The sequence below is a fragment of the Stenotrophomonas sp. Ste96 genome (genome assembly GCF_024519495.1).
GTDB classification, from domain to species: Bacteria; Pseudomonadota; Gammaproteobacteria; order Xanthomonadales; family Xanthomonadaceae; genus Stenotrophomonas; species Stenotrophomonas bentonitica_A.
In genome coordinates, this window is the sequence record NZ_JALJRX010000002.1 from 108,893 (window position 1) to 129,603 (window position 20,711).

Here is a 20,711-nt window from a genome sequence, read left to right on the forward strand (position 1 = left end):
TGGCAGAACAGGGACAAGCCATCACGACCTGCGGGGCAGGGTGATGGCCATTGGGGGTGCCGGGGTGGTCACTGGGTTTTCGCGGCCTTCAGGGCTTCAAGGACGGTGTCTGCGTGGCCGGCCACTTTGACCTTGCGCCACGCCTGCACGATACGACTGTCCGGCGAAATGAGGAAGGTGCTGCGCTCGATGCCGCGCACCTGCTTGCCGTACATGTTCTTCAGCTTGATCACGTCGAACGCGGTGCACAGCGCTTCATCGCCATCGCTGATCAGCGGGAAGGCGAAGCCCTGCTTGGCGCAGAAGTTGTCGTGGGATTTGACCGAATCGCGGGAAACGCCGAACACGCGGGCGCCGGCCTGGGTGAACTGCGGGAGCAGTGCGTTGAAATCGATGCCCTCGGTGGTGCAGCCCGGGGTGCTGTCCTTGGGGTAGAAGTACAGTACCAGCCACTGGCCGGCCAGATCGCCGAGGGTGGTGGTCTCGCCGCCGGACAACGCCAGCGGCAGTGCGAGGGTGGTGCTGTCCAGGGTGTCGCCGTCGTTCATGGGTTCCTTTCCGGATCCTGGGGTGGATCTACTACAACTGCATGAAACCCCGCGCGCCCGTGACGAGCGCGCGAAACATCAGAACTTCATCGGGTCCATGATCGCATCGAGGTTGAGGTGATCGCAGAACTCGAGGAAATCATCGCGCAGCGCGGCGATGTGCATGTTGGCCGGCACACCGATCGTGACCTGCGCGGAGAACATTTCCGCACCGGTCTGCATCGCGCGGTAACGCGTGCTCTGCAGGTTTTCGATGGTGATGCCCTGGCGGTCGAAGAAATCGGCCAGCTGGAACAGGATCCCCGGCTTGTCGGCGGCGATCACTTCCACGATGTAGGGCAGCAGGTTGGACTGGGCCTGCTTGGCACCGGTGCGGTACCAGACCAGCTTCAGGCCTTCCTCACGCTCCAGCCGGGTCAGCATCGCCTCCAGCTTGGCCACCGAGTCCCACGAGCCGGTGGCCAGGGCGGTGACGGAGACGTCGCGGCCGACCGTGGCCAGGCGGGCATCGACCAGATTGCAGCCACTGTCGGCGATACGCCGGGTCACAGGCAGCAGGGGGGACTCCGGATGCGTCGTATAGGCGTTGATCAGGAGGTGGTTTTCGGTCGGCGCAGGCCGCGGCGTGGTGTCGGTCAAGATGGTTCCGGGTGATGCAAGGTGAGTCTGAACGGCCGGACGACGGCACGTTCGCCGGAGTCCAGCATACTTGCCCGCGCTTTCGACCCGCAAGTAACATGCAACGTACATCTGGCCGGCGTTTACGCAGGCACGGTGCCCCCTTTCTTCCGAGCACGATGTCCTTGTCCCTTTCCGGTCTCATCACCGCGCTGGCGACGCCCTTCCAGGCGAACGGCGCATTGGATCCCGACGGTTGGCAGCGCCTGCTGCATCTGCAACTGGAGGGTGGTGTTCACGGGGTGGTGGTGGCCGGTTCGACCGGTGAAGCCGCGGCCCTGTCCGACGACGAATACGACCAGTTGCTGCGCAGTGCGGTCAAAACCGTCGCCGGGCGCATCCCGGTATTGGCCGGCACCGGCCTGTCCGGGACGGCCAAAACGATCGAGCAGACCCGCCGGGCGGCCGCCAATGGCGCCACGCACGCGCTGGTGGTGACCCCGCCGTACGTGCGCCCCACCCAGGAAGGCCTGATCGCGCATTACCGCGCGGTGGCCGACCAGGGCGGCCTGCCGGTCATCCTGTACAACGTGCCCGGCCGCACCGGCTGCGACATGCTGCCCGCGACCGTGGCCGAGCTGGCCAGCCACCCGAACATCGTCGGCATCAAGGAAGCGGTGGGCGATATCGGCCGCGTGCATGCCCTGCTGGCCCTGCGTTCGCCGGATTTCGCCATCCTCAGTGGTGACGACGGCACGGCCGCGCGCTCGATCCTGTCCGGCGTGGACGGCCTGATCTCGGTCGGTTCCAACGCCTTGCCGGGTGCCTACCGGCGGATGTGCGACCTGGCAGCGGCCGGTGAGCGCGAGGCGACCGAGTCGTGGGATGCCCGTCTGGAGCCCTTCCATGAATTCTGCGGCGTGGAGCCCAACCCGATCCCGGTGAAGGACCTGCTGCGCCGGATCGGCATTGGTGACGGCCTGCGCCTGCCGCTGCTGCCCCTGTCCGCGGCCCACCACGCCGCTGCCGAACACCTGGCCACCGATATCGGTGCGCTGGAAGCACTATCCAACCACTGACCACAGTGGTCACCCAGGAGATTCCCATGCGTCAATCCGTTTCCGCCATCCGCGTGCTGTCCTTCGCGATCCTGGCTACCGCCACCCTCGTCGGCACCACCGGTTGCTTCAAGCGCGGTGCCAAGGGCGACTACGCCCTGGCCCCGGAAGTGCGTCCGCTGGAAGTGCCGCCGGATCTGAACGTCCCGGCCGGCCAGGCCGCCGCCACCGCCGCCACCAGCTCCACGCTGGCCTCGCAGTCTGCGCGTCCGGCGCCGTCCTCGACCCAGGCACCGGCCAACAATGCCGGATTCACCGTGCCGGGCACCAAGGAAGAGGTGTTCGCCAAGGTCGGCACCGCGCTGGAGTCCGTTGAAGGCGTGAAGATCGCCAGCAAGGCACAGCTGCTGGGTTCCTATGACGTGGCCTTCGAAGGCAGCGACTTCCTGGTCCGCGTGGTGGCCGTCGATGCCGGCGCCTATGTGTCGGCCGTGGATCCGCGTGGCCTGCCGGCGACCGCTGCCGCACCGACCAAGCTGCTGGGTGAGCTGAAGGCGAAGCTGGCTCCGTAAAAGCGCTAGCGGCCGGCACTACCGAAGCTGCGGGTCAGACAAACAAAAAGGGCGCCCTCGGCGCCCTTTTTGTTGCTGCCAGCGCCGGAAGCTCAGCGTTCCAGCAGCTTCAGCTTGTCCGGCTTGCCGTCCCATTCGCCGGCGTCGGCAGGCGGGTCCTTGCGCACGGTCAGCACCGGCCAGGCCTGGGCCAGTTCGGCGTTCAGGGCGACGAACACTTCCTGCCCGGCGGGCACGTCGTCTTCGGGGAAGATCGCGTTGACCGGGCACTCCGGTTCGCACAGGGTGCAGTCGATGCACTCATCCGGGTCGATCACCAGGAAGTTGGGGCCTTCGTGGAAGCAATCCACGGGGCACACTTCCACGCAATCGGTGTGTTTGCACTTGATGCAGTTTTCAGTGACGACGAAAGGCATGGGGAAATCCGGCGTTAAGCCGACCAATTCTAGAACAGGTTGTGCCTGAATGCTGGGGCCGTGCGCTCAGCCGAGCAGGCCGCGCTGCCGTGCAAGACGGTACAGGCCCCGCGCCGCAAGGCTTTCAGGCGCATCGACGGGGGTCCTGTCGAGCACCTTCAGCGCGTGGGCATAGCGCGTGGTCAGCGTGGAACTGCCCACCAGGTGCACCTCGGCCCCGGGCGCGGCCAAGTCGCGGATTTCATGGCCGAGCAACAGACCGGAGAGATAGGAGGGGGCGGCCGAAGGCGCGAGACGCTCGAACAGGCCCAACGCACGCACGCCGAACAGGTGGTGCAGCAGGCCACCGGCATCGCCGCTGCGCTGCACGCCTTGGGCGAAGGCGATGGCATCCAAACCATCGCCGTCGTCCATCAGGCGGCCGAGCAGGCTGTGCTGGCGCAGCAGCGCGAACACCTCGCCGGTCATGGCGGTCGCAAAACCGGTGATCGCCCCATCGTGCAGCGTTGCCCACTTGCTGTGCGTACCAGGCAGGCAGACATGGGCATGGCCTGCGCGGCTGTCCAGGCCGAATAATTGGGTTTCTTCGCCACGCATCACATCCGGCGTCCCGCCCGCTGCCTGGACGGCCACGCCAGGCACGAACCAGAGATCACGGCCGGGCAGCCGTGCATCGTGGTGCAACTGCAGCGCTGCGGCGAGATCGGCCAGTCCGGCCGGGCAGGGCAGGTAGGCCTGCTCGATCCAGCCATTGCGGCTGCCGATCATCCCACTGAGCAGGATCGTGCTGTCCGGCCAGCCATCGACCAGCCCGGCCAGCACGTCGGCGTAGTTGCCATCGCAGTGCAGTATTCCGCGCGCACTGGCGCGCTGCTCAAGGGTGGCACCGTGCTGATCCAGCCGGTAGCCGCGCAGGCTGCTGCTGCCCCAGTCAACGGCGATCATCCGCGGATCCGGCTCTCGGGCAGGCCAGGCTGCGCCTGGCGCGCGCTGAACAGGCTGCCGGCGTGCGTGCTTGCGGCCAATTCCTCCGGCGTGTGGTCCAGCCGCGAGCTGATCACGTACAAGGTACGCAGGTCATTGCCGCCGAAGGCCACGCAGGTGGGGTGTTTGACCGGCACCGGCTGGACCTGCAACAGGGTGCCATCGGGTGCATAGCAGCTGACCTGGCGCGCGCGCCATTGCGCGTTCCAGACCCGTCCGGCCGCATCGACGGCCGAGCCATCCGGTTCTGCCGCCGTATCGGCCAGGGCGGTGAATTCGCGCACGTTACGGGTGCTGGCCTGCTCGGGGTCGTAATCGCAGGCCATGATCCGCGGCGATACCGAGTCGCACCAGTACATCGTGCGGCCATCCAGGCTGAAGCTGATCGCGTTGGAAATCACGATGCCCGGCAGCGGCAGCTCGCGCAGGCCGTGGCGGGGGGAGTACTGGTAGAAGCGGCCATCGGCAGCGCGCTCGGGGTGCTCGTTCATGGTGCCGAACACGAAATTGCCGTGACGATCGGCGCGGCCATCATTGCTGCGGGTATAGGGCTTGTAGGGCTCCACATCGGCAAGCCACTGCAGGGGCAGGGTGTCGTCGGTGGCGCGGGCAAGATCTGCGCGGTGCAGCGAGCTGACCAACGCCACCAGCAAGGTGCCGTCGTCGAACAGGCCGATGCAGCCAGGGCGGTCAGGCAGCACCCAGTAGCGGTGGGTGCCGCGCGCGGGGTGGTGCTCCCACAGCCGGCGCTCGGCGATGTCGATCCACAACACGCTCTGCCGCTGTTCGCACCAGAGCACGCCTTCGCCATGGGTGCAGCGGCTGTCCACCACCAACGTGGCCGGGGCCAGCTCAACGCTCATCGCCACTCACCATTCGGCAACGGAGCCGTCGCTGTGGCGCCAGATCGGGTTGCGCCAGTCAGGCGGGTTTTCATGGGCATGGCGCAGGCGCTCCTCATCGATTTCCACGCCCAGCCCGGGTTTGGGCAGGGCGGCGATGCTGCCATGGTCGCAGTGGAAGTCATCCTTGTTCAACACGTAATCAAGCAGATCGGCGCCCTGGTTGTAGTGGATGCCGATGCTCTGTTCCTGCAGCACCGCGTTGTGCGAGACGAAATCCAACTGCAGGCAGGCCGCGAGCGCGACCGGGCCCAGCGGGCAGTGCGGCGCGAGCGCGACATCGTAGGCTTCGGCCATCGCCGCGATCTTCAGGCACTCGGTGAGGCCACCGGCATGCGAGAGATCCGGTTGCAGCAACGACAGACCGCCGTTGGCGAGGACCTGCTTGAATTCGAAGCGCGAGTACATGCGCTCACCGGCCGCCAGTGGAATCGAGGTGGCCGCGGCCAGGCGCGGGTAGTACTCGGCCTGCTCCGGAAGGACCGGCTCTTCAACGAACAGTGGCCGGTATGGCTCCAGTTCCTTGAGCAGGACCCGGGCCATCGGTGCACCCACCCGGCCATGGAAATCCACGCCGAAATCGATGCTGTCGCCGAATGCATCGCGCAGCGCGGCGACCTTGGCGATGGCGGCATCCACGCGGCGGGGGCTGTCCAGCAGCTGCATCTCTTCAGTGCCGTTGAACTTGAACGTATCAAAGCCGAGCGCGCGGTACCGATGTACCTGCTCGACCAGATCGGCCGGCCGGTCGCCGCCCACCCAGCGGTAGGTCTTCATCCGATCGCGCACCAGGCCCCCCAGCAACTGGTAGACCGGCACGCCGAGCGCCTTGCCCTTGATGTCCCACAGCGCCTGGTCGATGCCGGCGATGGCGCTCATCAGGATCGCGCCGCCGCGGTAGAAGCCGCCGCGGTACATCGTCTGCCACAGGTCGTTGATCCGGGTCGGGTCCTTGCCGATCAGATACGCCGACAGCTCATGCACGGCGGCGTCCACCGTGCGTGCGCGGCCTTCGATCACCGGTTCGCCCCAGCCGACGATGCCCTCGTCGGTCTCGATCTTCAGGAACAGCCAACGCGGTGCGGCGTGATAGGTAACCAGTCGGGTGATCTTCATCCGTGCGTAGTCCGGTAGGCCTGGAGGAACGCCTGGGCCTGCTCGCGGGTACGCTGCAGCGGCTGGGCGGGTTGATAGAGATCGCCCCCGATCCCGGCACCGACCGCACCGGCGGCAAGGTAGCTGGCGAGGGAGTCCGGGGTCACGCCGCCGACCACGTACAACGGCAGCTCGCGCGGCAATACCGAGCGCAGGGCGCGCACGTGGCCCGGGCCATAGGTGGCCGCAGGGAACAGCTTGAGCATCTGCGCACCGGCATCGATCGCATCGAATGCCTCGCTGGCGGTGGCGAACCCGGCCATCACCTGCAGGCCGCGATCCACCGCGTGGCGGATCAGCGCCGGCCGCGTGTTGGGGGTGACGATGAAGCGTGCGCCGATCTCCACCAATGCGTCCACCTGCTGTTCGCGCAGCACGGTGCCGCCCCCGATCCAGGCCTGTGCACCGAACGCGCGCTGCGCGCCGGCGATGCTGTCTTCCCAGCGTGGCGAGTTCAGCGGGACTTCGATCGCATCGAAGCCGGCATCCACCAGTGCGCCGACGTGAGCGAGGGTGTCTTCGGGGGTGATGCCGCGCAGGATCGCGACAAGCGGCAGATGGAAGGTCGGTGCGGTCATGATTACTCGTGGTAAAGCTGGGAACGGCCACCGTCGATCAGGATGTCGGTGGCATTGATGAAGCGGGCTTCGTCACTGGCCAGGAACAGCGCGGTATGCGCCACCTCGCCGGGCTCGCCGATGCGCTTGCAGGGCAGCAGCTGCTCCTGCGCGTGGCGCGTGGCGGCCGGGTCGGCGCTGTTGGCGAACCAGGCTTCGATCCGCGGCACCAGGATCAGCCCCGGCGAAATCGAGTTCACCCGGATGCCCTGCGCCGCATACTCGATGCCCAGCGCTTTGCTCAGCCCGATCAGCCCATGCTTGGCGACCGGGTAGGGGAAGGCGTGCGGGATGATGCGGTGGCCATGTACCGAGGCGATGTTGACGATGGAACCGGCCTGCTGCGCCAGCATCGCCGGCAGCACTGCGCGGCACACGTTCCAGGCACCTTTGAGGTTGAGGTCCAGGCAGCGCTCCCACTGTGCGTCTTCCAGCTGCAGCGGGTCGGCGAAGACATCGGCCCCGGCATTGTTGACCAGTACGTCCACGCGGCCGTGCTCGGCGCGGATGGCCTCTACCAGGGCACCCACGGCGGCGGCATCGGTGATGTCGGCCAGGCGGTGGTCGATCCGGGCATCCACGGCATGCGGTGGATTGAGATCCAGTCCGATCACCCGGGCGCCGTGCTCGGCGAACAGCGCGGCGGTGGCCGCACCGATGCCGCTGGCCGCGCCGGTCACCAGCGCGATCTTGTCCTGCAGTCGTTTACTCATCGAACAGTGTGTCCAGGGGAGCCAACGGCAGACGGTACGACAAAGCGGGGACGGACAAAGCAGGCTCCAGGAATCGGCGGGCGCGGGGGGCGCTGGCGGGCTGGCAGCCGGCGGCGGCGCAACCATACGATCAGGGTTGCGTGCGAAGGTATTCTTATCAAATGAAATTTTTCGGGATATCTATTCCCCCGTCGAATACCGTGATTCAATGCGGCGATCAACGCAGAACGGATGTGTGATGACGACCGCGCCTGGCCCCTGGACAAATGCCTCCCGGCTCAAGACCCGGCATTTGATGTTGTTGCTGCACCTGCATGAACATGGTTCGGTCCTGCGCGCGGCCGAGGCCGCCGCCATGACCCAGCCGGCCGCGTCCAAGCTGCTGGCGGAGATGGAAGACATGCTCGGGGTGAAACTGTTCGAGCGCCATGCCCGCGGCGTGGAGCCGACCTGGTACGGCCACGTGCTGATCCGGCGCGCACGCTCGGCAATGTCCGAGATCGGGCGGGCCACGGAGGAGATCGCCGCGCTGCGCAGCGGGCATCGGGGCCAGGTGTCGATCGGCACCGTGGTCAACCCGGGCACCAACCTGGTGCCACAGGCGATCGCCGAGGTGAAGCGCGAGTACCCGGACATCCTGATCCGGGTCGAGATGGACTACAGCCGGCCCCTGGTGGCCCGTCTGCTGGACGGCCAGCTGGACCTGGTGATCGGCCGGATCCTCGGGCCGGAGGGTGCGGCGGACCTGGCCTTCGAAGCGCTGGCCGATGAACCGCATTCGGTGATCGCCCGTGCCGGCCATCCGCTGGCCAACCGCGATGATCTGCACCATGCCGATCTGGCCCGGCATGGCTGGATCCTGCCCCCGGCCGACAGCGTGCTGCGCGCGCGGCTGGACGCGCTGTTCCTGGAGCAGGGCCTGCCGATCCCGCAGAACATCATCGAGACCAGTTCATTGCCGGTGATGACCAGCCTGCTGCGCGGCAGCGATCTGCTCGCCGCGCTGCCGGTGGAATCGGTGGCGCCCTACATCCAGGCCAAGCTGCTGACCGTGCTGCCGATCGATGTGGGCGTCCGCATGGAATCGTTCGGGATCATCTACCGGCGCGGCCACGTGCTGCCGCCCGCCGCCGAACGCATGCTGTTGGCCCTGCGTACCACCGCGCGCTGGCTGTATCCGGGGCTCCGCGGGAGCGGCTGACACGGGCGGGGCCCCTGCTGGTATAGGCACCGTGAATGGTATTCTCCGAAGGAATACATCCGGCCCAATATTTTATTGGCATGGAATGGCTCCCGCTGCCTAAGCTGCCCGCCAGCTACCACCCCTCACGAGGGTGGCCGCGATGATCCCCGGGTCGGTTCCACCGGTGTCGGGGTCACCTTAAAACCTGATTGTTACAGGCAGCGCCGCCTTCGCAGCGCTGTCCACCGTCAGCACATGTGTCCTGGGAGGGAAACATCATGTCAGTACGTTGTTGCCGTGGGGCGACAGGCGCGTCCGTGCCTGCACGCACCCCCACCGCTGTGCGCCGCCGCGCGCTGGCGGTCTGCGTTTCGATGCTGGTTGCCGGCCAGGCCATGGCGCAACAGAGTGATATCCAGGACACCACCGCGGCGACCCAGCTGGACACCGTCCAGGTGACCGGCACCCGCAGCAGCGTGACCCGTGCCCAGCAGATCAAACAGAATGCCGAGCAGATCGTGGATTCGATCGTGGCCGAGGACATCGGCAAGCTGCCCGACAACAATGTCGCCGAGGCACTGCAGCGCATCTCCGGTATCCAGATCACCCGCAACTACGGCGAGGGCAGCACGATCGCCATCCGTGGCCTGACCCAGGTGCGCACCGAGCTCAACGGGCGTGACATCTTCACCGCCAATGACGGTCGCGGCCTGAGCTTCGAGGATGTGTCGGCCGAGCTGCTCGGTGGCGTCAACGTCTACAAGAATCCGTCGGCGGAAATGATCGAAGGTGGCCTTGGTGGCACCGTCGACCTGCGTACGCGGCTGCCCTTCGATTACGAGGGCCGCAAAATCGCCGGCAGCCTGCAGTACAACCATTACGATCTGGCCGATGACAGCAAGCCCGCGTTCTCGGGCATGTTCAGCGACCGCTGGCAGACCGGCATCGGCGAAGTCGGCCTGCTGGTGAACTACTCGCAGCAGACCAGCCCGTTCCGCCAGGACACGATCTCGCTGGAGCCCTGGTATTCGCAGACGGACCTGCCCGGCTTCGAAGGGACCGAGGTATTCGTCCCGCATGGTGCCGGCGTCAATACCACCGTGGGTGAGCGCAAGCGCCGCACCGGCGCGGTGGCGCTGCAGTGGCGCCCGCGCGATGACATCGAGGTGCAGGCGCAGGTGTTGCGCTCGGACTACGATTTCCGCTGGCAGGACTATTCCTTCTTCGCCTACAGCGGCGGCGATGCCATGCAGGGCGCGCGCGATATCGTGGTCAACGACCGCAACGAACTGGTCAGTGGCGTATTCCAGAATACCCCGGCCGATTCCAACACCAGCCTGACCCAGCGCAAGTCGATCACCACCGACTACTCGCTGGGCGCGAAGTGGACGGTGAGCCCGAGCCTGACCCTGAGCACCGATGTCCAGTACGTCGATGCCACCACCAAGGGGACGCGCTACATCGTGGGCACCGGCATGAACGCCACGCCGTTCTACACGATCGACCTCAGTGGCGACCTGCCGTACCTGGCGGTGACCGATGCAGTCGGCAACCAGGGGTATCTCACCGATCCGGCCAACTACGTCGGCTGGAAGTTCCACCTGGACAACAAGGACGACAACAAGGGCACCGAGTTCGCGTGGCGCTCGGACATGGACCTGGCGTTCGAGGATGGCTTCGCCCGCAGCTTCAAGGCCGGCGTGCGCTACACCGATCGCAAGGCCGAGAACCAGGGCAATGTCTGGCGCTTCATGTGGCTGGGCGCGCCGTTCGCCGATTTCCCGAACGTGGGCCTGGTGCCGAACCCGATCACCGACTTCTTCCGCGGCAAAAGCTACACCTTCGGGCCGACCCTGAGTGCCTCCGATGCCGCGGTGGAGAATTACGAGCAGACCCTGGCCGCGTTCGGTGCCGATCCGCTGGAATTCTCGCCGAACAACATCAACAACCAGCGCGAAAAGACCTACGCCGCGTACGGCGTCCTTCGCTTCGGTGCGGATGACTGGGGCGTCCCGTTCGATGGCAACATCGGCGTGCGCGTGGTGCGGACCGAGGTGACCTCCGACGGCGTGCGTACCGGCACCGACATCGAAGGCGGTGGCCTGCTGCCGGTCAATGTCGAGCAGTCCTACACCGATGTGCTGCCCAGCCTCAACCTGCGCTGGATGTTCACCGACCAGCTGCAGCTGCGCTTTGCCGCCTCCAAGGGCATTTCGCGGCCGGGCTTCGACAAGCTCAACCCGAACCTGAGCCTGAGCGCGGCCGATGCCGGGGGGGGCGTGACCCGGCGCACCGGTTCGGCCGGCAATCCCAACCTCAAGCCGATGGAGGCTACCCAGTTCGATACGTCGCTGGAGTGGTACTTCGGGCAAGGCTCGATGATGTACGGCACCGCCTTCTACAAAAAGGTCGATGGGTTCATTGCCAACGCGGTGTTCAACGAGGTCTACGCCGGCGAGAACTGGGAGATCACCCGCCCGGTGAATGGCGATGACGGCAAGATCAAGGGCGTGGAGGTGGGCTACACCCAGTTCTTCGACTTCCTGCCGGGCTGGATGAGCCATTTCGGCCTGCAGACCAACTACACCTATGTCGACTCCAAGGCGCCCAGCCCGAATGCCACCGATACCAATGGCAGCCAGTTGGTGGTGCCGCTGGAGGGGCTGTCCAAGAACAGCTACAACGTCATCCTCAGCTATGAAGTCCCGCGCTTCCAGGCGCGCGCGGCCTACAACTGGCGCAGCGACTGGCTGATCACCACGGCCGGCAACGGCACCGGCAACCTGCCTGTCTACAACAAGGGCTTTGGCCAGCTGGACGCCTCGCTGCGGTTCAACATCAACGAGGTGTGGTCGGTGTCGCTGGACGGCATGAACCTGCTCGATACCCGCAACGAAAGCTACCTGGGCTACACCACGCGCTACCGCGACTTCGTGATCAACGATCGTCGCTACGGCATCACCCTGCGCGCCAGCCTGTAACGCGTGACCGTCTGCGGGCCTTCCTGCTTCGTGGCACCTCCCCAGCACGAAGCAGGGAGGACCGCAGCTTCTGTTCCAGGCGTGTGGCCATTGGGCCGCATGCCGCTCCACCGGGAGGCCCGTGCATGACCCCCGCCGATTGGCTGATCTGGACCGTGCGCGCCCCGGTCCGCCCAGGTTACTGCCGGGCAGGGTGGCTGGTGCTGCTGCTGGCCGTGGTTCCGCTTCTCGCCACCGCGGCGCCCTACCAGTGGCGCAACGTGGCCATCGGTGGTGGTGGCTTCGTGACCGGGCTGGTCTTCCATCCGGCCGAACCGGACCTGCTGTACGCGCGCACCGATGTCGGCGGTGCCTACCGTTGGGATCAGGCCACCGGCCGCTGGAGCGCGTTGACCGACTGGCTCGGTCGTGACGATGCCAATCTCACCGGTATCGAAAGCCTGGCCGTGGACCCGCGCGACCCGCAGCGCGTCTATCTGGCCGCAGGCACCTATACCAACCCCCGCGTGGGCAATGGCGCGATCCTGCGTTCGTCCGACCGGGGGGCCACGTTCGCGCGCACCGATCTTCCCTTCAAACTCGGTGGCAACGAGCTTTCGCGCGGCAATGGCGAGCGACTGGCCGTGGACCCCCATCAAGGCGGCATTCTTCTGCTCGGCTCACGCAGCAATGGCCTGTGGCGCAGTGACGACCATGGTGCGCACTGGCAGGAAGTGACGACCTTCCCGGCGATCGCGCGCAGCGCGCAGGCCAGCGCGCCGGCCTGGAACGGCAGCCAGCAGATCGGCATCGTGTTCGTGCAGTTCGATGCGCGCAGCGGCCGCGCTGGCAGCCCTACACCGGTGATCTACGCTGGCGTATCGACGACGACGGGCCCGGCGATTTTCCGCTCCACGGATGGTGGACGCGCCTGGCAGCCGCTGCCCGGGCAACCGACCGGCCTGCGTCCCACCCGCATGGCGCAGGGCAGCGACGGCCGCCTCTACATCGCCTATGCGGATCTGCCCGGCCCGGACCGCATGGGCAACGGGGCGCTGTGGCGTTTCGACATCAAGCAGGCTCGGTGGCAGGACATCAGCCCGGTGCCGCAATCCAGCGACACCCAGGGCGATGGCTTCGGCTGGGGCGCGGTCGCGGTGGAGGCCGACAACCCGGACGTGGTGATGGCCAGCACCTTCAACCGTTTCGGACCGCACGACGATATCTTCCGCAGTACCGATGGCGGTCGTAGCTGGACCCCGGTCATCGCGGGCGCGAGGTTCGACCACGGCAACGCGCCATGGACCGCGCACGCCTCCCCGCACTGGATCGCCGATGTGCAGATCGATCCGTTCGATCCGCGCCGGGTGCTGTTCGTCACCGGCTACGGCCTGTGGGCGAGCCGCGATGTCCGCGCGGCCGATCACGGCCAGCCCGTGCAGTGGTGGTTCCAGAATGATGGGTTGGAAGAAACGGTCCCGCTGGACCTGGTCAGCCCGGGGCAGGGCGCACACCTGCTCAGCGCACTCGGCGACATCGATGGCTTTCGGCACGATGACCTGGGCGTGTCGCCGCTGCAGTACGCCGGTCCGCGCCTGACCAACAGCGAGAGCATCGACGCTGCCGCGCAGTCACCTTCCCACGTGGTGCGCAGCGGCACCGTGCGCCATCGCCTGCATGACGAGGTACGTGCGGCCTGGTCGAACGATGGTGGGCGTACGTGGCAGGCGTTCGTCAGCGAACCGCCGGACGGCGAGGGCGCGGGCCGCATCCGCATCGGCAGCGATGGCGGCCGTGTGCTGTGGCACACGCTGCGCGGCAGCCATTGGTACACCGATGACCATGGCCGGCATTGGCAGGCCGTGCGCGGCCTGCCCAACACTGCCGTGGTGGTCGCGGACACCCGCTCGCCTGCGTACTGGTATGGGTACGACGCCGCCAGCGGCGCGTTGCTGCGCAGCGACGATGGTGGCGCCTCGTTCGTCGCCGACCGCGTACGCCTGGCGCCGGCCCCGGTGCTGACGGCCGAGCTGCGCGCCGATCCACAGCAGGGTGGGCTGGTGTATGTCGGTGCCGGTCCGCAGGGGCTGCTGCGCTGGCGCGCTGGTGATCTGCAGCGCGTGGCGGGGGTGGAGGCGGTTCACAGCCTCGGCGTCGGCAAGGGTGCCCCGGGTCGTGACGTTGCCAGCGTGTTCGTTGCGGGCACCGTCGAGGGCGTCCATGGGCTCTTCCGTTCCGATGACGGCGGTGCCCGGTGGCTGCGCATCGATGACGCCGCGCACCAGTTCGGTCAGATTCAACGCGTCACCGGGGATCCGCGCCTGCATGGGCGCGTCTACTTCGCCACCGGTGGGCGCGGCATCGTCTATGGAGATCCACAATGAAACGAGCGTGTGCGCTGGCGGTATCGCTGTCGATGTTCACCGCGACCGTGCAGGCCGAGCCGGTCTTGCCCCGGCTGTTTGCCGACGGCATGGTGCTGCAGCGTGACCAGCCGCTGCCGGTGTGGGGTACGGCCACGCCCGGCGCACGCCTGCAGGTCGGCATCGACGGCGAACGTGCCAGTACCACGGTCGGTACGGACGGTAGCTGGAAGGTCGTGCTGCCGCAGCACGCGGCCGGTGGCCCGTTCCAGCTGGAGATCACGGGCGACGGGCGCGCGCTGCAGGTGCGCGATGTCCTGTTCGGCGATGTCTGGCTGGCCAGCGGCCAGTCCAACATGGAATGGCCGCTGCACGATACGCAGGGCGCGGCGGCCGCCGTCGCCGCTGCGAGCGACGCGCAGCTGCGTCATTTCAAGATTCCCAAATCCTGGTCCGGGCAGCCGGAAACAACACTGGCCGGTGGCCGCTGGCTGCCGGCGTCCCCCGCCAACGCGGGGAGCTTCTCCGCGGTCGCGTACTACTTCGCGCGCGACCTGCGGCAGCACGCCGGGGTACCGATCGGCATCATCGACAGCACCTGGGGCGGCAGCACCATCGAAGCCTGGATGCCTGCCGCGCTGCAGGACATTGATGCAGGCGCGCTGGCCACGCGCATGCAGGCGCAACGCGAGACGGATGTACGCACCCTGGCCAAGGTGCGCCAACGCCTTGCGCAGTGGCACACCTTTGACGAGCACCCGCAGTGGGCCGCAGCCCGGTTCGACGACCGCGACTGGGAAGCCGCCACGCTCCCGGGGCTATGGGAAACCGGCGGCTATGCCGGCATGGACGGGATCGGCTGGTACCGTGCCGAATTCACCTTGAGCGCGGCGCAGGCTGCGCAGGCCGGCACCCTTGGAGTGGGGCGGATCGATGATTCGGACCGCACCTTCGTCAATGGCGTGCAGGTCGGCGCGACGACGATGGCCTGGAACACACCCCGTGTGTATCCGCTGCCCGCCGGCCAACTGCAGGCCGGCCGTAACGTGGTCGCGGTGCGGGTCGAGGACCTGGGCGGTGGTGGTGGCATCCACGGTGAGCCGTCCGAACTGTTCGTGCGCCTGGCCGATGGCAGCCAGGTGCCGCTGCAAGGCTGGCGTTTCCGTCCCGGCAAGGTGACGGTCGCCCTGGACGATGACAAGAACCAGATCCCGACGCTGCTGTACAACCGCATGATCCACCCGTTGCCGCCATTCCCGATCAAGGGGGTGATCTGGTACCAGGGCGAGAGCAATGCCACCGATGCCGGAGCGCTGGCCTATCGGGATCAGTTCAAGGCCTTGATCCAGCAGTGGCGGCAGGACTGGAACGCACCGGCGCTGCCGTTCGTCTGGGTGCAGCTGGCCAGCTTCGGCGCGGGCGCCGATCACGGTGAGCAGAGCCCGTGGGCGTTGCTGCGCGAGTCGCAGTCGGCGGCGCTGTCGCTGCCGCATACCGCACAGGTGGTGAGCATCGACCTGGGTAATGCGACGGATATCCATCCGCGCAACAAGCGCGATGTCGGCGCACGCCTGGCGCTGGCCGCCCGGCACGCGGCGTATGGCGAAACGCTGACGTACAGCGGCCCGGTGCAGCGCGCCGTTCGCTTCGATCGCGGCCAGGCCGTCATCACCTTCGATCCGATGGGCAGTGCGCTGGCGGTGCGCGGCGGTGGAATGCAGGTACAGGGCTTCACCGTGGCCGGTGCCGACCGCCGGTTCCACCCTGCACAGGCGCGAATCGATGGTGATCGCGTGATTGTCCACAGCGAGGCGGTCGCCACGCCGGTGGCAGTGCGCTATGCCTGGCGGGAGAACCCCGCCGACGCCAACCTGATCAATTCGCAACAGCTGCCGGCGTCGCCGTTCCGCAGCGATACCTGGTGACCACAAGGACCCCGTGCATGTCTCCGACCACATACCCGCTTCCGCTGTTCCCGCGCCGCCTGCTGCTGCCGGCTGCCTTGCTCTGCCTGCTTGCGGCCTGTGAGCAGGCACCGACGCCGACACCGGCCGCTGGCGCCACGGCTGCACAGCCTTCCGCGGCAGGCAAACCGGGGACGCCCGACGATGCCAGGCAGGTACCCATCCCGCAGTTCACCAGTAAGGATGGCAAGCACGCGCTGCTGGTGGATGGCGAGCCGTTCCTGGTGCTGGGCGCGCAGGTCAACAACTCCAGCAACTACGGGGCGGCGCTGGAGGCGGTGTGGCCGGCGGTGAAGATCATCGGGGCCAACACGGTGCAGGTGCCGATCGCCTGGGAGCAGATCGAGCCGGAGGAAGGAAAGTTCGATTTCACCTTCGTCGATACGCTGCTGCAGCAGGCGCGTGAACACGACGTGCGCTTGGTGCTGCTGTGGTTTGCCACCTGGAAGAACAACGGCCCGGCCTACGCGCCGCGCTGGGTGAAGACCGATAACACCCGCTTCCCCCGCGTGATCACCCGCGACGGGCGCAGCATCGGTTCGCTGTCGCCGCACGCCCCGGCCACGCTGGAGGCGGATCGCAGGGCCTTCGTTGCCTTCATGCAGCATCTCAAGGCGGCCGATCCACAGCGCACGGTGATCATGGTGCAGCCGGAGAACGAGCCGGGCACCTATGGCAGCGTCCGCGATTTCTCGCCGATGGCGCAGCAACTGTTCGACGGCCCGGTGCCGGCCGAACTGCTGCGCAAGCTCGGCAAGTCACCCGGCACATGGGCACAGGTGTTCGGTGCCGATGCCGATGAGTTCTTCCATGCCTGGTCGATCGGGCGCTTCATCGACCAGGTCACCGAAGCGGGCAAGGCGGTGTATCCGTTGCCGATGTACGTCAACGGCGCATTGCGCGGGCCGTTCAACCCCGGCCAGCCGGGCCAGTACGCCAGTGGCGGCCCGACCGACAACGTGCTCGATGTGTGGAAGGCCGCGGGGCCCCATATCGATTTCCTGGCCCCGGACATCTACATGCCCGAGTACCGCATGTACACCACGGTGCTGGCGCGCTATGCGCGGCCGGACAATGCGCTGTTCGTCGCCGAGACCGGCAACGCGCCACCGTATGCACGCTACCTGTTCCCGACGCTGGGCCATGACGGCATCGGCTGGTCCACGTTCGGCATCGATTTCAGCCACTACAGCAACTATCCGCTGGGCGCGAAGAAGGTGGACGAGGCAACATTGGCGCCGTTCGCCACGGGCTTCCAGCTGGTCAGCCTGGGCATGCGCCAGTTCGCCAAGGCCTCGGCCGAAGGCAAGCTGCATGGCGTGGCCGAAGAAGCCGGCCAGGCCGTGCAGGACGTGCCGCTCAATGCGCGCTGGCGCGCCACCGTCACCTATGGCGTGCCGCAGTTCTGGTTCCAGGGCCAGCCGCCGGGCAATCCCGAGCCGATCGGCAGTGCGCTGATCGCCGAACTTGGCCCGGACGAATTCCTGATCACCGCCCAGCACGCGCGGGTCACCCTGCACCCGGCCGGAGAGGCCACCGCGAACATGGTGCTCGATCGTGTCGAGGAAGGGTTCTACAAGGATGGCCAGTGGCAGTTCCAGCGCAACTGGAACGGCGACCAGACCGATTACGGCTTGAACTTCACCACTGCGCCGCAGCTGCTCAAGGTCACGCTGGCGACGTATTGAACCGGGGGTGCCCGCACCCGCGCAACGAATGAGAAGGGAGCACTGAATGCGTTACATGAGCGTACTGAGCGTGCCGCTGCTGGCATTGCTGGCGTCACCGGCGACGGCCCAGAGCCATCGCGTGCTGGACAACGGTGTGGTGGTGGTGCCGGCCCAGGCCGGCGCGGCCCAGGTCCGGCTGGAACTGGTGGACGACAACATCGTGCGGGTCAGCGCCGATCCGGATGGCGACTTCAAGCGCACTCCCAGCCTGATGCGTGTCCCCGTGCAGGGGAAGCCGCGCTTCACGGTGGAGCAGGGCGGCGGCAACGTGCGCCTGGTTGCCGCCGGCATCAGCGCGGAGATCTCCGAAGCCGATGGCCATGTCAGCTTCCGCGATGCCGAAGGCAAGCCGCTGCTGGCCGAGCGCGCCGGTGGCCGCAGCTTCAGCCCGCTCAGCGTGGAAGGCAAGGCGTACTACAGCGTGCGCCAGCGCTTCGAGTCACCCAGCGATGAGGCGATCTACGGGTTCGGCCAGCACCAGCAGGGCTGGATGAACCAGAAGGGGCGCGACGTCGAGCTGCTCCAGGGCAACATCGACATGGCGGTGCCGTTCATCGTCTCCAGCCGCAATTACGGTCTGCTCTGGGACAACAATGCGATCACCCGGCTGGGCGACCCGCGTGGGCTGCAGCCGCTGCAGTCTTCCCTTCAGGTGTTCGATGCCAAGGGCAAGGCCGGTGCCTTGACCGCCCGCTACATCGTCGATGGCAAAACCCGCGTCGAGCGCCGCGAGCCGGAGGTGAACTACCAGTACATCAAGGACCTCACCGCGTTCCCGGCCAAGGGCAGGAACGCGGCTGAGGGTGGGCGCTCGCAGGTGGTCTGGGACGGCGCGATCGAGGCGAAGACCGCCGGTCGCCATACCTTCTCCCTGTACGGCAGCGAATACATCAAGCTGTATGTGGACGGCAAGCTGGTGATCGATCGCTGGCGCCAGAACTGGAACCCGTGGCATCACGAGTTCGCGCTCGAACTCACGCCCGGCACCCGCCACCAGATCAAGGTCGAGTGGGACCTGATCGACCCCAGCTACATCGCGCTGCTGCATCGTGATCCGCTGCCGCAGGCCGAAGCGGCCGATCTCTCGCTGTGGTCCGAAGCCGGGCAGATGGTCGACTACTACGTGGTCGCCGGCGGCAATGCCGATCAGGTGATCGCCGGCTATCGCGAACTCACCGGCAAGGCCGTGATGCTGCCCAAGTGGGCGTACGGCTTCTGGCAGAGCCGCGAGCGTTACAAGAGCCAGGATGAACTCCTCGGCGTACTGGACGAGTACCGCCGCCGCAAGCTGCCGATCGACAACATCGTACTGGACTGGTCGTACTGGCCCGAAGATGCCTGGGGCTCGCATGACTTCGATCCCACCCACTTCCCCGATCCGGATGGCATGGTCAAGCACATCCATGACCAGCACGCGCAGGTCATGATTTCGGTGTGGCCGAAGTTCTACCCGACCACGGCCAACTACAAGGAACTGGACGCGGCCGGCTTCATGTACCAGCGCAACGTCGAGGTGGGCGAGCTGGACTGGATCGGCAAGGGCTACAAGAACTCGTTCTATGATCCGTATGCGGCCAAGGCGCAGCAGATCTACTGGCGCCAGATCAACGAGAAGTTGAACAGCAAGGGCTTCGATGCCTGGTGGATGGACGCCGACGAACCGGACGTGCACTCCAACCTGGATATCGGTGAGCGCAAGGCACGTACCACGCCGACCGCGCATGGCCCGTCCACCGAGTTCTTCAATTCGTATCCGCTGCCCCACACCCAGGGCGTGTATGAAGGGGACCGCGCCGCCGATGGCAAGCGTGTCTTCATCCTCTCGCGCAAGGGCTATGCCGGCACCCAGCGCAACGCCGTGGCGGTCTGGAGCGGGGATATCGTGTCGCGCTGGGATGACATGCTCGAGCAGGTCTCGGCCGGCGTGAATACCGCCATGTCCGGCCTGCCCAACTGGACCTTCGACATCGGCGGCTTCTCCACCGAGAAGCGGTATTCCGAAGAGGATCCGGCGCACCTGCCCGAGTGGCGCGAACTCAACACCCGCTGGTTCCAGTTCGGTGCGTTCGTGCCGTTGTTCCGCTCGCATGGGCAGTACCCGTTCCGCGAAATCTGGAACATCGCGCCGGAAGGCACGCCGTACTACGACAGCATGGTGTACTACAGCCGCCTGCGTTACACGCTGCTGCCCTACATCTACACCCTGGCCGCGGACACGTGGCACCGCGACGGCAGCATCATGCGCGGCCTGCCGATGGATTTCCCGTCGGATCCGGCGGTCCGGGACATCAACGACCAGTACCTGTTCGGGCCGTCGCTTCTGGTCGCCCCGGTCACCACGTTCGGCGCGACCTCGCGCAAGGTGTACCTGCCGGCCGGCACCACCTGGCTGGATTACTACACCGGCCAGCGCCTGCAGGGTGGCCAGACCATCGAGGCCGCCGCGCCACTGGAACGCATCCCGCTGTACGTGCGCGCTGGCGCGATCATTCCAACCGGCCCGGTGCAGCAGTACGTGGACGAGCAGCCGGATGCGCCGCTGACGGTGGTGGTCTACACCGGTGCGGACGGTACCTTCTCGCTGTATGAGGACGACGGCCGCAGCTATGGCTATGAGAAGGGGCAGTTCAGCCGCATCCCGCTGCAGTGGAACGAGGCCACGCGCGAACTGCGCATCGGCAAGCGCGAAGGCCAGTGGAAGGGCATGCAGGCGCAGCGCACGATCCAGGTCCGCTTCGTGGACGGACCACGTGCCGATGCCGGTGCGCTGGCCCCGGCCATCGACCAGACCGTGCGCTACGACGGCAAGGCGGTGGTCGTGCCGCAGCGCAAGATGGCAGCCGCGCGCTGATCGCCTACGATGCGGATGACTACCGGTGGACATTTCGCCTTGGAGGGCGTTGAAGTGGCAGCAGGCAGCGCGGGCAA

Annotated in this window: 16 protein-coding genes; 8 read left to right on the forward strand and 8 right to left on the reverse strand. The window is 66.8% G+C overall.

Annotation, left to right across the window (positions count from 1 at the left end):
- Positions 1–68 precede the first annotated feature (68 nt).
- Positions 69–548, reverse strand: coding sequence for a peroxiredoxin (locus OC373_RS07310; RefSeq protein WP_019183298.1), 480 nt, complete (start codon positions 546–548; stop codon positions 69–71).
- Between the two features lie 78 nt (positions 549–626).
- Positions 627–1,187 carry a glycine cleavage system protein R gene (locus OC373_RS07315; protein WP_019183297.1) on the reverse strand — a complete coding sequence of 187 codons (561 nt, stop codon included), beginning with the start codon at positions 1,185–1,187 and terminating at the stop codon, positions 627–629.
- 164 nt (positions 1,188–1,351) lie between these two features.
- Here OC373_RS07315 and dapA point away from each other — a divergent pair, with 164 nt between their 5' ends.
- Positions 1,352–2,245 (forward strand): 4-hydroxy-tetrahydrodipicolinate synthase, encoded by an 894-nt coding sequence (dapA, locus tag OC373_RS07320; protein WP_261997555.1) that lies wholly within the window; start codon positions 1,352–1,354, stop codon positions 2,243–2,245.
- A 26-nt stretch (positions 2,246–2,271) separates the two neighbouring features.
- The gene (locus OC373_RS07325; RefSeq protein WP_019183295.1) at positions 2,272–2,796 is read left to right on the forward strand and encodes a hypothetical protein; all 525 of its coding nucleotides are present in this window, start codon (positions 2,272–2,274) and stop codon (positions 2,794–2,796) included.
- Positions 2,797–2,888: 92 nt separating this feature from the next.
- Here OC373_RS07325 and fdxA read toward each other — a convergent pair whose 3' ends face one another.
- From fdxA to OC373_RS07355, 6 genes are all read right to left on the reverse strand, one after another.
- Positions 2,889–3,212, reverse strand: a complete 324-nt coding sequence (gene fdxA / locus OC373_RS07330; protein WP_019183294.1) for a ferredoxin FdxA — start codon at positions 3,210–3,212, stop codon at positions 2,889–2,891.
- A gap of 66 nt (positions 3,213–3,278) precedes the next feature.
- Complete coding sequence (locus tag OC373_RS07335; RefSeq protein ID WP_261997368.1) at positions 3,279–4,157, reverse strand: 2-dehydro-3-deoxygalactonokinase; 879 nt, start codon at positions 4,155–4,157, stop codon at positions 3,279–3,281.
- The gene (locus OC373_RS07340; RefSeq protein ID WP_261997369.1) at positions 4,154–5,059 is read right to left on the reverse strand and encodes an SMP-30/gluconolactonase/LRE family protein; all 906 of its coding nucleotides are present in this window, start codon (positions 5,057–5,059) and stop codon (positions 4,154–4,156) included. The genes OC373_RS07335 and OC373_RS07340 overlap by 4 nt, the downstream gene beginning before the upstream one ends.
- 6 nt (positions 5,060–5,065) lie before the next feature.
- Complete coding sequence (gene dgoD / locus OC373_RS07345) at positions 5,066–6,214, reverse strand: galactonate dehydratase (protein ID WP_261997370.1); 1,149 nt, start codon at positions 6,212–6,214, stop codon at positions 5,066–5,068.
- Complete coding sequence (locus OC373_RS07350; protein ID WP_019183289.1) at positions 6,211–6,831, reverse strand: 2-dehydro-3-deoxy-6-phosphogalactonate aldolase; 621 nt, start codon at positions 6,829–6,831, stop codon at positions 6,211–6,213. Before OC373_RS07350 ends, dgoD begins: the two co-directional genes overlap by 4 nt.
- 2 nt (positions 6,832–6,833) lie before the next feature.
- Positions 6,834–7,583: an SDR family oxidoreductase gene (locus tag OC373_RS07355; protein ID WP_070427107.1), complete on the reverse strand. Its 750-nt coding sequence runs from the start codon at positions 7,581–7,583 to the stop codon at positions 6,834–6,836.
- A gap of 238 nt (positions 7,584–7,821) precedes the next feature.
- Between OC373_RS07355 and OC373_RS07360 the strand changes: the two genes are divergently transcribed.
- The 6 genes from OC373_RS07360 (at position 7,822) to OC373_RS07385 (ending at position 20,634) form a co-directional block, all read left to right on the forward strand.
- Positions 7,822–8,784: a LysR substrate-binding domain-containing protein gene (locus OC373_RS07360; protein ID WP_261997371.1), complete on the forward strand. Its 963-nt coding sequence runs from the start codon at positions 7,822–7,824 to the stop codon at positions 8,782–8,784.
- A gap of 356 nt (positions 8,785–9,140) precedes the next feature.
- The gene (locus OC373_RS07365) at positions 9,141–11,747 is read left to right on the forward strand and encodes a TonB-dependent receptor (protein WP_261997556.1); all 2,607 of its coding nucleotides are present in this window, start codon (positions 9,141–9,143) and stop codon (positions 11,745–11,747) included.
- Between the two features lie 125 nt (positions 11,748–11,872).
- Positions 11,873–14,110, forward strand: a complete 2,238-nt coding sequence (locus OC373_RS07370) for a cellulase (protein WP_261997372.1) — start codon at positions 11,873–11,875, stop codon at positions 14,108–14,110.
- Entirely contained in the window at positions 14,107–16,014 is a 1,908-nt protein-coding gene (locus OC373_RS07375) for a sialate O-acetylesterase (RefSeq protein WP_261997373.1), read from the forward strand. The genes OC373_RS07370 and OC373_RS07375 overlap by 4 nt, the downstream gene beginning before the upstream one ends.
- A gap of 17 nt (positions 16,015–16,031) precedes the next feature.
- Positions 16,032–17,741, forward strand: a complete 1,710-nt coding sequence (locus OC373_RS07380) for a DUF5597 domain-containing protein (protein ID WP_070427110.1) — start codon at positions 16,032–16,034, stop codon at positions 17,739–17,741.
- Positions 17,742–17,787: 46 nt separating this feature from the next.
- The gene (locus OC373_RS07385; protein ID WP_261997374.1) at positions 17,788–20,634 is read left to right on the forward strand and encodes a TIM-barrel domain-containing protein; all 2,847 of its coding nucleotides are present in this window, start codon (positions 17,788–17,790) and stop codon (positions 20,632–20,634) included.
- The last annotated feature ends 77 nt before the right edge of the window (positions 20,635–20,711 follow it).